13 protein-coding genes are annotated in these 14,138 nt (G+C 71.7%); 3 read left to right on the plus strand and 10 right to left on the minus strand.

What is annotated here, in order from left to right:
* Positions 1–60: 60 nt before the first annotated feature.
* The 7 genes from KF737_RS19200 to KF737_RS19230 all read right to left on the minus strand — a co-directional run bounded on the left by KF737_RS19200 (position 61) and on the right by KF737_RS19230 (position 7,423).
* Positions 61–1,725: an alpha/beta fold hydrolase gene (locus KF737_RS19200; RefSeq protein WP_296458870.1), complete on the minus strand. Its 1,665-nt coding sequence runs from the start codon at positions 1,723–1,725 to the stop codon at positions 61–63.
* A gap of 114 nt (positions 1,726–1,839) precedes the next feature.
* Positions 1,840–3,066: an MFS transporter gene (locus KF737_RS19205; protein WP_296458873.1), complete on the minus strand. Its 1,227-nt coding sequence runs from the start codon at positions 3,064–3,066 to the stop codon at positions 1,840–1,842.
* Between the two features lie 75 nt (positions 3,067–3,141).
* The gene (locus KF737_RS19210; protein WP_367273250.1) at positions 3,142–3,471 is read right to left on the minus strand and encodes a GIY-YIG nuclease family protein; all 330 of its coding nucleotides are present in this window, start codon (positions 3,469–3,471) and stop codon (positions 3,142–3,144) included.
* Between the two features lie 184 nt (positions 3,472–3,655).
* A complete protein-coding gene (gene bla, locus KF737_RS19215; protein WP_296458876.1) occupies positions 3,656–4,525 on the minus strand; it encodes a subclass B3 metallo-beta-lactamase in 870 nt (289 codons plus the stop codon).
* Complete coding sequence (gene infC / locus KF737_RS19220; RefSeq protein WP_296458879.1) at positions 4,526–5,047, minus strand: translation initiation factor IF-3; 522 nt, start codon at positions 5,045–5,047, stop codon at positions 4,526–4,528.
* A gap of 162 nt (positions 5,048–5,209) precedes the next feature.
* The gene (locus KF737_RS19225) at positions 5,210–6,190 is read right to left on the minus strand and encodes a glycosyltransferase family 9 protein (protein ID WP_296458881.1); all 981 of its coding nucleotides are present in this window, start codon (positions 6,188–6,190) and stop codon (positions 5,210–5,212) included.
* 69 nt (positions 6,191–6,259) lie between these two features.
* On the minus strand, positions 6,260–7,423 hold the full coding sequence (locus tag KF737_RS19230) for a glycosyltransferase family 4 protein (protein WP_296458888.1): 1,164 nt from the start codon (positions 7,421–7,423) through the stop codon (positions 6,260–6,262).
* Positions 7,424–7,468: 45 nt separating this feature from the next.
* On the opposite strand from KF737_RS19230, the gene KF737_RS19235 reads away from it, so the two are divergent.
* Entirely contained in the window at positions 7,469–8,230 is a 762-nt protein-coding gene (locus KF737_RS19235) for an alpha/beta hydrolase (protein ID WP_296458893.1), read from the plus strand.
* Positions 8,231–8,304: 74 nt separating this feature from the next.
* Here KF737_RS19235 and KF737_RS19240 read toward each other — a convergent pair whose 3' ends face one another.
* Together KF737_RS19240 and KF737_RS19245 are read right to left on the minus strand one after the other, a co-directional pair.
* Positions 8,305–9,174, minus strand: a complete 870-nt coding sequence (locus KF737_RS19240) for an SDR family oxidoreductase (RefSeq protein WP_296458896.1) — start codon at positions 9,172–9,174, stop codon at positions 8,305–8,307.
* Between the two features lie 4 nt (positions 9,175–9,178).
* Positions 9,179–10,048 (minus strand): UTP--glucose-1-phosphate uridylyltransferase, encoded by an 870-nt coding sequence (locus tag KF737_RS19245; protein WP_296458899.1) that lies wholly within the window; start codon positions 10,046–10,048, stop codon positions 9,179–9,181.
* 157 nt (positions 10,049–10,205) lie between these two features.
* Here KF737_RS19245 and KF737_RS19250 point away from each other — a divergent pair, with 157 nt between their 5' ends.
* Positions 10,206–10,448 (plus strand): hypothetical protein, encoded by a 243-nt coding sequence (locus KF737_RS19250; RefSeq protein ID WP_296458903.1) that lies wholly within the window; start codon positions 10,206–10,208, stop codon positions 10,446–10,448.
* Positions 10,449–10,513: 65 nt separating this feature from the next.
* Here KF737_RS19250 and glmS read toward each other — a convergent pair whose 3' ends face one another.
* A complete protein-coding gene (gene glmS, locus KF737_RS19255) occupies positions 10,514–12,334 on the minus strand; it encodes a glutamine--fructose-6-phosphate transaminase (isomerizing) (protein WP_296458906.1) in 1,821 nt (606 codons plus the stop codon).
* A 133-nt stretch (positions 12,335–12,467) separates the two neighbouring features.
* Between glmS and glmM the strand changes: the two genes are divergently transcribed.
* Positions 12,468–13,820: a phosphoglucosamine mutase gene (gene glmM / locus KF737_RS19260; protein WP_296458908.1), complete on the plus strand. Its 1,353-nt coding sequence runs from the start codon at positions 12,468–12,470 to the stop codon at positions 13,818–13,820.
* Positions 13,821–14,138: the final 318 nt, after the last annotated feature.

Consider the following 14,138-nt stretch of genomic DNA (forward strand, 5'->3'; position numbering starts at 1 on the left):
GTCTCCGCCCAATGCCGGGAGTGTGGGGCGCGCGGCGGTGCGGCGCATGAGCCGAACGTACTACGGCGGCGGGGGAGGCGCGGCGAGGCGCTCCAGGATCTCGAACCAGTGCTTCATCGGCATGTAGTGGCCGATGCCCTCGATGACGCGGGCCTCGGTGGGGCGGACGCGGGCGTAGTCGGCGAAACTGCGCGCCGGGATGATCGCATCCTCCGCGCCGGACCAGAGGATCAGCGGGCACGCGAGCTCCGGGGCCTCGTGCGCCGCGGTCCGGAAGGCCTGCATCTCGGCGGCGGCGCCGCGGCTGCCCTGGGCCAGGGCCTCGGCGGCGTAGCCATGCACATAGTCCACGACCCAGGGGCTGGCGGCGAGGAAGGCGGCGTCGCCGGGGGAGTGCGCGGCGGCCTTGCCCAGCAGCCGCCGCGTGAGCTGCGGCGTGTGGCGCAGGCGCACGATGCCGAACAGCGCCTCGGCGACCCAGGGCTGGGCCTCCATGCGGCGGCGCATGCGGGCGAGCCGGTTGCGGTCGCGCGGCGGCGGCCCTGGCGCGCGGCCGGACGAGGCCATGACCAGCGTGGCCCGCGCGCCCAGCCGGGCGGCGACGTGCAGGGCGAACGCGGCGCCGGAGTGCGCCCCGCCCACGGCCAGCCGTTCCAGGCCCAGGTGGTCGGCGAGGGCGACCATGTCCGCGGCCACGCCGGCGAAGCTGTAGTCGGGCGACGGCGACGAAAGCCCGAACCCGGGCCGGTCGGGCGCGACGAGGCGCAGGCCGAGCGCGCGCGCCCGCGCGTCGGTGCCCGAGGGCAGGAGGCTGGAGCCCGGCGTGCCGTGCAGGATCAGGACCGGCCGGCCCGAAGGCGCGCCGTACTCGCGGTAGGCGAGGGTGCGGCCGTCGGCCAGGGTGGCGCCGAGCACGGGCGGCGCGTCGGCGAAGGCGCCGGCGGAGGCCTCGCCGAAGCCCGGCCCGTGCAGCGCGCGGTTCACGCCCGCCAGCTCGGTGAGGGCGCGCACCAGGTCGCTCTGCCGCTGCACCCCCAGCTTGGCGAACACCGATTGGAGCTGGTTGCGCACGGTGCGGGCGGAGACGTCGAGCCGCTCGGCGATCTGCTGCATCGACAGGCCGTCGCGCAGGAGCCGCGCGACGCGCACCTCCGCCTCGGTCAGGCCGAAGCTGTCGCGGACCACGCCCCACAGCCGCGATCCCTCGTCCACCGCCGGGAAGACGAGCCCGGCCAGCGCGCCCCCCGCGTCGGCGCCCGGCGGCAGGGGAACGCTTCCGACCGCGCTGGCGAAGGCGAAGCGCGGGGCGCCGTCGCCGGTCTCGAGGCGCACGATCAACTGGCGCTCGCCGGCCCGGACCCGGCGCAGGGCGGCGCCGGCGATGACGGCGTTGGCTTCGCGCGCCCAGTCCAGCGGCCGGTCCAGCGCGAGCCGGCCCAGCGGCTCGAACGCCGCCGCCGCCTGGGGGTTGAACGAGACGACCCGGTCGCGCTCGGACAGCACGATCCAGCCCGCTTCCGTCGCCGCCGCCTGGGGATCGCCGTCGCCGCGGCGATGCTGCGCCAGGGCGGCGGATTGCGCCCACGCGACGGCGGCCTCGCCCCCTGCGCCGGAGACGGGCGCGCCGTCGTCCTCGGGCAGCAGGTCGAGCAGCGCGTCCCAACTGGCCGGGTCGGCCGCGATCCGGCCGAGCGTCTCGATGACGAGTTCGGAGTCTGAAGCCATGGCCACCCGCGCAGGTCCGCCACTGCGCAGCTTTCCGGGTGCGTCGTCAACGCCGCTGAGATCACGGCCCGCTCGCGCCTCCCCGGGCGGACGGGCCCGGCGGCAGGGCGAGGGTCACGGGACCCGTCCGGCCAGCCGCCAGGCCTGGGCCTTCCGCCCGGCCGCCATCGCCAGGAAGACGGCGGGTATGACGACGATCGCGCCCTGGATGAACGGGGCGTCGATGGTGAGCGGGAAGGTGAGGCCGGCGCAGAACGGTCCGATCACCCGGGCGAGCGCGCCCATGGCGTTGTTGACGCCCAGGATCTGGCCCTGGCGGTGCGGATCGGCGGTCTCGGAGATCAGCGCCGAGACGTTGGGCCAGGCCACCGACTGGCCGATGGCCGAGAGGCTCATCAGCGCGATGGTCATGGGGCCGCCGGTCGAGAAGGGCTGCAGCCCGATGCAGACGACCGTGATCGCCATGCCGATGGCCAGCATGGTCGCCTGCCCGAACCGCTCCGACAGCGGGCCGGTGAGGAAGAGCTGCGTGACGGCCGAGGCCACGCCCACGAACATGAAGGCGTAGGCGATCTCGCGCGGCCCCCAGCCGTAGCGCGCCTCGGTCCAGAGGCCGAAGATCGATTCGATGCCGGTGAAGGCGAAGCCCACCAGGAAGGTCACCAGCATCAGCCGGCCGATCACCGGATGGCGCGCGGCCTCGCCGGTGGCGGCCCAGCGGCTGGGCCGGAAGGTGTTGGTCTCGTCGCGCTGGCGGCTCTCGCGGATGAAGAGCGCGATGGCCAGCGACGAGGCCGCGAACAGGCTCGCCGAGATGAAGAGCGGCAACTGGAAGCCCACGTGGCCCAGCGACGGCTTGGCGAAGACGCCGCCCAGGAACGGCCCGACGATCAGGCCCACGTTCCACGCCGCGCTCATCCAGCTCATCGAGCGCGTGCGGCGCTCGGGCGGGGTGACGTCGGCGATGTAGCCCTGGATGATCGAGCCGTTGCCGCTGAAGAGCCCGCCGGCCAGGCGGATGAAGAAGGCCGCCCAGGCGTTGGGCGCGAACGCCAGCGCCAGGTAGCAGAGGCCGTTGGAGAGGATGGTGAACACCAGCAGCGGCTTGCGGCCGTACTTGTCCGACAGCCGGCCCCAGTAGGGCTCGCCGAAGAAGGTCCCCACCGAGAAGGCCGAGAAGATCAGCGCGATCTGCCAGGGCGGCGCGTCGAACGACTTGGCGTAGAAGGGCAGCAACGGGACGATGATCCCGAAGCCCAGCATGTTCAGGAAGATGATGCCGATCAGCGACAGCGCCGCCCACGGAGGCGGCGTCGCCTCCTTCGGCGGCGTGTCTGACATGTGAACGGTGTTAAGCGCCGTATGTGACGCGGGCAAGGCTGGGCGAGCGGCGGGGGTGTGTTCAGCGGCGCACAGTCACATGGCGGGCACAGGTTCCTGCAGGTGGGACAGCGGGCCGTCTTCGCGGAAGAAGCCGGGGAAGAGGTCCTGCCAATGCGGGTTGTCCCGCTCGATCAGGTTGATCTTCCACTGGCGCGGATATTCCTTGAGCCGCTTCTCGCGATGGATCGCCGGCTCGATCTGCTCATACCACTCGAACCAGACGAGGCGCTTCACGCCGTAGCGCTGGGTGAAGCCGTCGTGGACGCCTTCGCGATGTTGCGAGACCCGAAGGAGCAGGTCGCTCGTGACGCCGATGTAGATCGTGCCGTGCTTGCGGCTCGCCATCATGTAGACCGCACTCACCTTCGCTCCCTCCGCTCGTCATCCCGCGACTTGTTCGCGGGACCCAGGAACACAGGAGAACGAGGTGGGGCGCGTCGTCGCCGCTCCTGCTCTCCACCGGAAGCGCGGAGTTCATGGGTCCCGCGAACAAGTCGCGGGATGACGTTCATTATGGAACAAATATAGAACCGGCGTCGAGCGGAAGTTACGGGTTCTGCTTCTTCAGTTCGGTGCGGAAGAGGGCTTCCTGCTGGGCGTAGAAGGCCTTGCAGCCGGCGGGGTCGACGAAGGCGTCGGCCTTGCCGGCGTCCAGGGCGGCGCGCTTGGCGGCCAGGCCGAAGAAGCGGCCGTGGGAGCCCAGGAAGACCTCGCAGGGCAGGGCCTTCCAGGTGGCGAAGCTCTTCTCGTAGGCCGCGGTGATGCCCGGGTAGGTCTCGGTCCTGCCGAGCCTGTAGCCCGGCAGCACGCTGGACGAGCAGTGGACCAGGCCCTGGCGCACCCGGCCGGCCACGGTCACCGGGAAGGTCCAGGTGGTGCAGCCGGCGGTGTGGCCGCCGGTGACGTGGGCGGTGAGCGTCCAGCCGCCCAGGGTGACCTTCTCGCCGTCCTTCAGCGTGTGCGCCACCGGGACCGGTTCGTACTCATAGGCGGCGCCCTTGAGGAAGGGGTCGCCCTTGCCGCCCGCGGCGATGATCGGCCCGTCGGCGGCGCTGGCGTAGAGCCTGGCGCCCGGCGCCGCCCTCCTGATCTCGGCCAGGCCCGCGGCATGGTCGTAGTGCTGGTGGGTGTTCAGCAGGATCTTCACCTGCGCCGGGTCGAAACCCAGGGCGCGGATGTTGGCGACCACCTGGCGGCCGGTCCTGGCCTCGCCGCCGTCCAGCACGATCAGCCCGGCCTTGGTGACGAAGAGGTAGGCCGTCAGGTCGGTGGAGCCGACGTAGTAGAGCCCCTCGCCGATCCTGAACGGCTTGACCGGGTCGGCCCAGTTCGACGGATCCTGGCCCAGGGCCGGCGATGCGAAAACGGCCGCTGCGAGAGCGGCCGTTCCGAAGAGCGTGGCGGTCGTCCGGCCCACTCAGCGCGGCGCCAGGATCATGATCATCTGGCGGCCCTCCATGCGGGGCTCGTACTCGACCTTGGCGACGGGCTCGAAGTCGGCCTTGACCTTCTGGAGGAGCTTCATCCCCAGTTCCGGGTGAGCCAGCTCGCGGCCGCGGAAGCGCAGGGTGATCTTCACCTTGTCGCCTTCCTCGAAGAAGCGATGCATCGACTTCTGCTTCACTTCGTAGTCGTGAATGTCGATGTTCGGACGGAGCTTGATCTCCTTGAGCTCCACCACCTTCTGCTTCTTCCGCGCCTCGTTCTTCTTCTTCTGCTCCTGGAACTTGAACTTGCCGTAGTCCAGGATCTTGCAGACGGGCGGGTCCGCGTTGGGCACGATCTCGACGAGGTCGAGCCCGGCCTCCTCGGCCGCCTCGATGGCGGCGGAGGTGGGCATGACGCCCTGCTTCTCACCGTGCTGGTCGATGAGGAGGACTCGGGGAACGCGGATATCTTCGTTCATGCGCGGCCCTTCCTTGACGGGCGGCGCTTGCATGGGGCGGCGAATAGGCAGTGCTCCGGAGCTGTGAATACGCAAAAAACGCCGGGACGCGCGAAGCGCTCCGGCCGTCTCGGCAAGTATATGCCGTCAGGACACCTTCCGTTCAAGGAATCCCTTCGTTCGCGGCCCCCGCGGGGCCGGCGTCGGGCCGGCGCCTCAGCCGGAAGGGGCCGGCGCGAGCGCGTTCGCCGCCTGCGCCACCTGCGCCACGGGCAGCTCGGCGAGGTTTTCCGCGCGCAGGATCGCCACCCGGCCGCGCGGAGCCGACAGCCCGGGGTCCGACGCCCTGGAGAAGAGCACGATGGTGGGCGCCCCGCCCGCGGCCGCGAGGTGCAGCGGGCCCGTGTCGTTGCCGACCGCCAGCGCCGCCTTCGCGCCCAGCAGCGCGACCGAGGCGAAGTCGGTGCGGCCGGTGAGGTCGCGGGCGCGCGGCACGGCGCGCTGGATCTCGTGCGCCAGGCCGGTCTCCTGCGGGCCGCCCACGATCACGATGTCGAAGCCCCGGCCATAGAGGATGCGGGCGAGTTCCGAGTACTTCTCCACCGGCCAGCGCTTGTCCATGCGGTGCGCCGAGCCGCCGGGGACGAAGATCACATAGGGCCGGGGCCTGTTGGCGCCCGCCACCGGACGTTCGGGCGGCCGCGCCCTGGCGATCCAGGAGAGGTCGGGCGGCGGCGCGCTGCCCGGCTCGGTCGGCGCATCCTCCCAGATGCCGGCGTACATGAGCTGGTCGGCCTGGCGTTCCAGGGTGTGCATGCCGTTCCGGAGCGGGTTCCTGTGCGGCAGCGAGCAGCCGAAGGCGACGCCCGACCACGGCGGCGGCGCGGGCCGCAGAAGCTGGAAGATGCGGTTCGACTGGGCCGAGGTCTGCAGGTCGTAGACCTTGTCGTAGCCCGCGTCCTTGATCCGCTTGCGGAGCGCCATCCACTCGGGGAAGCCCTCGGGGCGGCCGCCCGTGTCGACGGCGTTGAAGTAGGGGCAGATCCTGGCCAGCGCCTCGAAGGGCGGCGTGGTCAGGAGCGTGATGTGCGCCTTCGGGTGCGCCTGCCGGATCCTCTTCATGGCGGCCATCGCCAGCACGAAGTCGCCCAGCGCCGAGAGCTTGATCACCAGGATGCGTTCGACGTTACGGGGCATCCTACTTCGCGCCTCTCGGGCGCTTCGAAGGATCGCAAGCCCCGCGAGGCCCTGGCGTGGCGGGGGGCGTCACGCGCGGGCCTCCAGCACCTGCTCGTAGGCCGCCAGCGTCTGGGCGCACATGGCGTCGACCGAATAGAGCTGGCGCGCGCGCCGGCGGCCCGCCTCGCCCATCTCCGTCCGCCTGGCGGGGCCGAGGTCGACGGCGCGGATGAGCGCCGCGGCCCAGGCGTCGGGATCGTCCACCGGCGCGAGCCAGCCGGTGACGCCGTCGACCACGGTCTCGGTGACGCCGCCGTGGGCCGAGGCGATGACCGGGCGGCCCATCGCCTGCGGCTCGACCGCCGCGCGGCCGAAGCTCTCGGGCACGCTGGTCGGCAGGATCGCGACGTCGGCGAGCAGGTAGGCGGCGGGCATGTCGTCGCAATGGCCGACGAGCCGGATGGTGTCGGCGAGGCCCGCGGCGTCGATCGCGCCCTGCAGCTCGGCCGAGTAGCCGGTGCGGCCCTGGTCGTCGCCCGCGAAGAGGATCAGGACGTCGCGGCGGCCCTCCGCGGCCATCCTGCGCGCCGCTTCGACGATCGGCAGGTGGCCCTTGATGCGGGTGAGCCGGCCCGCGAGCAGGATGCGCGTGCGGTGGTCGTCGTCGGCGACGCCCCAGGCCCGGCGCAGCGCCTCGACGCGGTTGGGGGTGACGAAGGCGGGGTCGAAGCGGTCCAGGTCCACCCCGCGCGGGATGGTGACCAGCTTCGCCGGGTCGATCCGGTGCTCGGCCAGCACGTGGTCGCGCGTGTAGTCCGAGTTGGCGATCACGAGGTCGCCGCGGGTCATCACGGCGTTGTACCAGCGCTTGAGCGCCGAGCGGGCCTTGTAGACCCCGTGGTAGGTGGCGACGAACGGCGTGTCGGTGGCCTGGGCCGCCCAGAGCGCCGAGAACGCGGGCGCCCGGCTGCGGGCATGGACGACCGAGACCTTCTCCTGGCGGATCAGCGCCACCAGCCGCGCGGCGTTGCCCAGGATCACCAGCGGGTTCTTGGTCTGCACCGGCATCTGGGCCATGCGGCCGCCGTCGGCCTCGAGGCGCGAGACCATGCGGCCGCCGCGCGTGGCGACGAGGGCCGTGCCGCCCGCGCGGACGACGGCCTGGGCCACGTCGATGGTGCTCTGCTCCGCGCCGCCGGTCTCCAGTTCGGGGATGACCTGCAGCAGCGTGAAATCGGGGGGTAAAGGCACGCGCCTTCTCTAAACTGAGTTGGCCCCCGCTGCTAAGAGGCGCGCATGAGCGAACTGAGCGGATTTCTGGACCGGCCGCCCATGACCCACGAAGGCGGGGCGCGGCTGGCATGGCGGATGGTGGAGGGCGCGGGCCCCACGGTCGTGTGGCTGGGCGGCTTCAAGTCGGACATGACGGGCACGAAGGCGCAGGCGCTGGCGGACTGGGCGGCGGCCAATGGCCGGGGCTACGTGCGGTTCGACTACTTCGGGCACGGCGCGTCCTCCGGCGATTTCGCGGACGGCACGATCACCCGCTGGCGCGACGACGCCATCGCGGTGTTGAACGAGCTGACGGCCGGGCCGCTGGTGCTGGTGGGCTCGTCCATGGGCGGCTGGATCGCCTGCCTGGCGGCGCTGGCGCTGAAGCCCCGGGTGCAGGCCATGGTGCTGATCGCCCCGGCGCCCGACTTCACCGAGACGCTGATGAAGCCGGAGATTCCGCCCGAGGGCCTGGCGCAGCTCGAACGCGACGGGGTGTGGCTGCGGCCCAGCGAATACGGCGAGCCCTACCCGATCACCCGCGCCCTGCTGGAGGACGGCGCCCGCTGGTCGATCCTGGGCGAGGCGCCGATCCCGATCGAGGCGCCCGTCCGCATCCTGCAGGGCGGCGCCGACCCGGATGTGCCGTGGCGCCACGCCCTGGAGCTGGCCCATGCCCTGAAGGGCGACGACGTGGTCTTCACGCTGATCAAGGACGGCGACCATCGCCTCTCGCGGCCGCAGGACATCGCCCGCATCATCGCGGCGGTCGAGGAGGTGAGCTGAAGTCGGGACACACACCATTCTCCGTCCCCGCGGGACGACCCGCGCTCGGCGCCGCCGGAAAATGGTGTGTGTCCCTACTCGCCCGCGCGCTCGGCCTCCAGGATCGCCGCCAGGCCCTCGCGGTAGGTCGGGTATCGTGGCCGCCAACCGAGTTCGGCCTTGGCGCGGGCGTTCGAGACACGCTTGCTCTCGGCGTAGAAGCGTTGGGCGGCGGGGGACAGGGCGGCGTCGGACAGCGGAACCTCAGGCGGCGGCGCCACGCCCAGCAGGCCGGCGGCGCAGGCGATGACGTCGCTGTTCGGCGTCGGCTCGTCGTCGCAGAGGTTGTAGGCGGCGCCGGCGCGGGGGCGGGCGATCGAGGCGGCGAGCCCGGCGGCCAGGTCGTCCACATGGATGCGGGAGAACACCTGGCCCGGCGCGGCGATGCGCCGGGCGGTCCCCGCGCGCAGCCGGTCCAGGGCCGAGCGTCCCGGGCCGTAGATGCCGGGCAGGCGGAAGAGCGCCACCGTCAGGCCCATGCCGCGGCCCACCTCCAGCCAGTCGCGCTCGGCCCCGACGCGGCGGGCGGCCTCCACGGACTGGGCGGCCAGCCGGCTGTCCTCGGTCACCCAGCCCCCGCCCCGATCGCCGTAAACGCCGGTGGTGGAGAGGTAGCCGGTCCAGTCCGGGAAGGCGCCGGCTTCGGCCAGGGGGCCGACGAGGCTGTTCAGGCCGGGGCAGCCCTGCGGTCCGGGCGGGGCGGTGACCAGCAGCGCCGTGGTCTCACCCAGGACCTCGGTGATCGCGTCGCGGTCGGCGAGGTCCAGCGGGATCGCGCCGTCGGCGGCGATGGCGTCGCGGGTCGCGGGATCGCGCCAGGTGGCGGCCGTGCTCCAGCCCTCGGCCCCCAGCCGCCGCGCCAGCGCCCGCCCGGTGAAGCCGTAGCCGAAGAGGAAGAGGCGCACCGCGCTAGAGCAGTTCGCCGATCGCCTTGCGGGCCGCGTCGGCGAGGTCGGGGCGGGCGAGCGCGAAGGCGACGTTGGCGCGGAGCAGGCCGATCTTGTCGCCGCAGTCGTAGGTGGTCCCCTCGTACTCCAGGGCGTGGAAGTCCTGCGACTTCATCAGGTTGAACATCCCGTCGGTGAGCTGGATCTCGCCGCCCGCGCCGCGCTCCTGGGTCTCCAGGATCCCGAAGATCTCCGGCTGCAGGATGTAGCGGCCCGAGATGAAGAGGTTCGAGGGCTCGGTCCCCGGCGGCGGCTTCTCGACCATGCCGGTCATGCGGTTGAGCCGGCCGTCCTGGCCGTCCAGCGCCACGATGCCGTACTTGTGCGCCTCGCCGGGCGGGGCGGGCTCGACGACGACGATGTTGCCGCCGGCCTTCTCGTAGGCGGCGACGGCCTGGCTGAGCGCGGGCGGGTCGGCCTTCATCAGCATGTCGGGCAGGATCACCGCGAAGGGCTCGTCGCCGACCACATGGCGGGCGCACCAGACCGCGTGGCCCAGGCCCAGCGGCGCCATCTGGCGGATGAAGCTCATCTGGCCGGGCTGGGGCAGGTCGCGGCGGACGTCGGCCAGGATGTCGAGCTTGCCCTTGGCCTCGAGCGTCTGCTCGATCTCGGGAATGCTGTCGAAGTAGTCCTCGATCGCCGCCTGGCCGCGGCCGACGATGAAGACGAAGTGCTCGATCCCCGCCGCGCGGGCCTCCTCGACGATGTAGCTGAGGATGGGTCGGTCCACGACGTTCAGCAGGTTCTTGGGCGTGGTCTTGGCGCCGGGCAGCACCCGGGTCCCGAGCCCCGCCACCGGCAGCACCGCCTTGGTCACCCGCCTGCTCATACGCTCACGCCCTCCGGACTGTCGCGACGTCCCTAATGCGTTCCGCGAGGCAGGCCGAGGAATTTTCGCGCCGGAACAACGATCACGATTTTGAGATCGCACGAAGTTGTGTAGGCTTTGCCCGCTCGGGGATTCACCCCCAAGGGGAGCCTACTCAATGAAGCTTCGCATTCTGACCGTTGCCGCCGCGGGTGTCATGGCGCTGAGCCTGGCTGCCTGCCAGAAGAAGGAAGAGGCCCCGGCCGCTCCGGCCGCCGACGCCGCCACGGCTCCGGCCGCCGACGCCATGCCGGCCGCCCCGCCCGCCGACGCCGCGGCTCCGGCTGCTGACGCCGCCGCCGCTCCGGCCGCCGAAGGCTCGATGGCCGCCACGCCGCCGGCCGAGCCGGAAAAGAAGTAGCCTTCTCCTTCAGCGAGATTGCTGGGAAAGCGGCCGCCCCTGGGGCGGCCGTTTTTCTTTATGCGCTATTCCACCGTCACCGACTTCGCCAGGTTCCGCGGCTGGTCGACGTCGGCGCCCTTCAGCACGGCCACGTGGTAGGCGAGGAGCTGGATCGGGGGCGCGTAGACCAGCGGCGCGATCAGCGGGTCGCAGCGGGGCGCGGTGACCACGACGCGGGCGCCCTCCGGCGCGTGTTCCTGGCCCTCCGGATCGGTGACGAACACCACCTGGCCGCCGCGGGCCATGACCTCGTTCATGTTGGACGCCGACTTCTCGAAGTAGCTGTCCGAGGGCGCCAGGATCACGATGGGCGTCCTGTCGTCCACCAGCGCGATGGGGCCGTGCTTCAGCTCGCCGGCCGCATAGCCCTCGGCGTGGATGTAGCTGATCTCCTTCAGCTTCAGCGCGCCTTCGAGCGACAGCGGATACATCGGGCCGCGGCCCAGGAAGAGCACGTCGCGGGCCTGGGCGATCTGCTGGGCGACGGCGCGGACGGCCTCTTCCAGCTCGATGGACTCGGCGATCAGGCGCGGCGCTTCCAGCAGGACGCGGACGCTGCGGCCCTCCTCCGCCGCGTCGATGCGGCCACGGGCGCGGGCGGCGGCCACGGCCAGCGCGGTCAGCACCGCGACCTGGGCGGTGAAGGCCTTGGTGGAGGCGACGCCGATCTCGGGGCCGCAGTGGATCGGCCAGACCACGTCGACCTCGCGGGCCATGGTCGACTCGGTCGCGTTGACGATGGCGGCGCTCGTCATGCCCCTGGCCTGGCAGTAGCGCAGCGCGGCCAGCGTGTCGGCCGTCTCGCCCGACTGCGACATGGCGACCACCAGCGAGCCCGCCCGCAGCGCCGGCTGCCGGTAGCGGAACTCCGAGGCGATCTCGACGTCCACGGGCAGGTCGGCGAGTTGCTCGATCAGGTACTTGCCCAGCAGGCCGGCGATGTAGGAGGTGCCGCAGGCCACGATCTGGATGCGGTCGAGCCCCGCGAAGTCGATCCCGCCGGGGATGGCGGTCGCCGAGGTCAGGGCGTCCACATAGGCCGCGATGGTGCGCTGGCACCCCTCGGGCTGGTCGTGGATCTCCTTCTCCATGAAGTGGCGGTAGTTCCCCTTCTCGACCAGGGCGGCCGAGGCGGCGACGGTCTTGACCGCGCGGCGGGCGGGCTTGCCGGCGGCGTCGAAGATCGCCGCGCCGTCGTGGCGGATGGCGACATAGTCGCCTTCGTCCAGGTAGCAGACCCGGTTCGTGAAGGGGCCGACGGCCAGCGCGTCCGAGCCCAGGAACATCTCGCCTTCGCCGTAGCCGACCACCAGCGGGCTGCCGCGCCGGGCGCCCAGGATCGTCGCGTCCTCGCCTTCGATCAGCACGGCGAGCGCATAGGCGCCGGTGAGCTGGTCCAGGGTGGCCTTCAGGGCCTCCAGGGGCGGCCGGCCGGTGGCGAGCTCGCTGTCGAGCAGGGCGGCGATCACCTCGGTGTCGGTGTCGCTCCCGAAGCTGTGGCCGGCGTGCTGCAGGCGCTCGCGCAGCTCCGCGAAGTTCTCGATGATGCCGTTGTGGACCAGGGTCACGCGGCCCTGGGCGTGCGGGTGGGCGTTGCGGACGCTGGGCGCGCCGTGGGTGGCCCAGCGGGTGTGGCCGATGCCGACGGAGGCCACGAGCGGATCGGCCGCCAGCACCTCCTCCAGCGCCTTGATCTTCCCCTCCGCCCGGCGGCGCACGACCCTGCCGTCCGTCACGCCGGCGATCCCCGCGGAGTCGTAGCCGCGGTACTCCAGCCGCTTCAGGCTCTCGATCAGCCGATCCTGGACGGGCTGCGTCCCGACGATGCCGATGATGCCGCACATGTGGCTGGAGCGTCCTTTGTGATAGAGGCGAATCCGGTGGGTCGCCGGATCACGCGGCGCTTTAGCATCAGCTAAGGTCCCACCCACTAAAAGTCTGTTTCGGAACGTTTCCGGTCTTCGACGAGCCCTCCACATGAGCAAACGCGCCTACTTCGGCACCGACGGCATCCGCGGCGAGGCCAACCGCCACCCCATGACCGCCGAGGTGGCGCTCCGGGTCGGCATGGCCGCCGGCAAGCTCTTCATGTCGAAGGACGAGCGCCGCCACCTGGTGGTGATCGGCAAGGACACGCGGCTCTCGGGCTACATGATCGAGCCGGCGCTGGTGGCGGGTTTCACGTCGGTCGGCATGGACGTGCGCCTGTTCGGCCCGCTGCCGACGCCGGGCGTGGCGATGATGACGCGCAGCTTGCGCGCCGACCTGGGCGTGATGATCTCGGCCTCGCACAACGCCTACACCGACAACGGGATCAAGCTGTTCGGGCCCGACGGCTACAAGCTGTCCGACGAGCAGGAACTGGCCATCGAGGCGCGGATGGACGAGGGGCTGCAGCAGAACCTCTGCGCCGCCGACGCGCTGGGCCGCGTGCAGCGGATCGACGACAGCCAGGCGCGCTACATCGAGATCGCCAAGGCCACCTTCCCGCGCCGGTTGAACCTGTCGGGCATGCGGATCGTGATCGATTGCGCCAACGGCGCCGCCTACAAGGTGGCCCCCGCCGCCCTCTATGAGCTGGGCGCCGAGGTCATCACGGTGGGCGTGGCCCCGAACGGGACCAACATCAACGAGGAGTGCGGCTCCACCCACCCCGCCGCCATGCAGAAGGCGGTGAAGGAGTACCGGGCCGACATCGGCATCGCGCTGGACGGCGACGCCGACCGCCTGGTGATCTGCGACGAGAAGGGCCAGATCGTCGACGGCGACCAGATCATGGCGCTGATCGCCGCCGAATGGGCGCGGCGCGAGCGGCTTCGGGGCGGCGGCGTCGTGGCCACCGTCTACTCCAACCTCGGCCTGGAGCGGTTCCTGGCCGAGCGCCAGCTCAAGCTGGAGCGGACCGCGGTGGGCGACCGCGCGGTGATGATGCGGATGCGCGAGGCCGGCTACAACGTCGGCGGCGAACAGTCGGGCCACATCATCCTCTCCGACTTCTCCACCACCGGCGACGGCCTGCTCTGCGCGCTGCAGGTGCTGGCGGTGCTGAAGGAGGGGGACAAGCCGATGAGCGCGCTGGCCCGCCAGTTCGAGCCGGTGCCGCAGCTTCTGGAGAACGTGCGCTTCGCCGGCGGCAAGCCGCTGGAGAGCGACCAGGTCAAGGCCGTGCTCGCGGCGGCCGAACAGCGGCTGAACGGCACGGGCCGCCTCGTGGTCCGCGCCTCCGGCACCGAACCGCTGATCCGCATCATGGCCGAAGGCGACGACGAGAAGCTGGTCGACCAGCTGGTCAAGGAGATCGCCGGGGCCGTGAAGAAGGCCGCAGCCTAGAGACTGCCAGGAACCGGGAGTCCGTCAGACGGCGCCCATGCGCCTCAATCAGGCGGCGAAACCATGGACATCTCTCACCGCGTCCCCTGCCCCTTGCGGGGAGGGGTCAGGGGTGGGGGTGCTCGCCTTCGATCGCTGCGCCGACACCCCCACTCCCAAACCCTCTCCCCGCAAGGGGGAGAGGGCTTCGCCGCTCTCACCGACCCGCCGCAGCCACGAACAGCCCCCAGGCGCAACGCGCCCCCCGGATACTCGTGAAACCGCCGTCTGGAGGCGCCGCGGAACCGCAGACCCGCCCTGCAAACCCGCGGATTGTGG

It is taken from the genome of Phenylobacterium sp., from assembly GCF_019636135.1.
Taxonomy (GTDB): Bacteria; Pseudomonadota; Alphaproteobacteria; order Caulobacterales; family Caulobacteraceae; genus Phenylobacterium.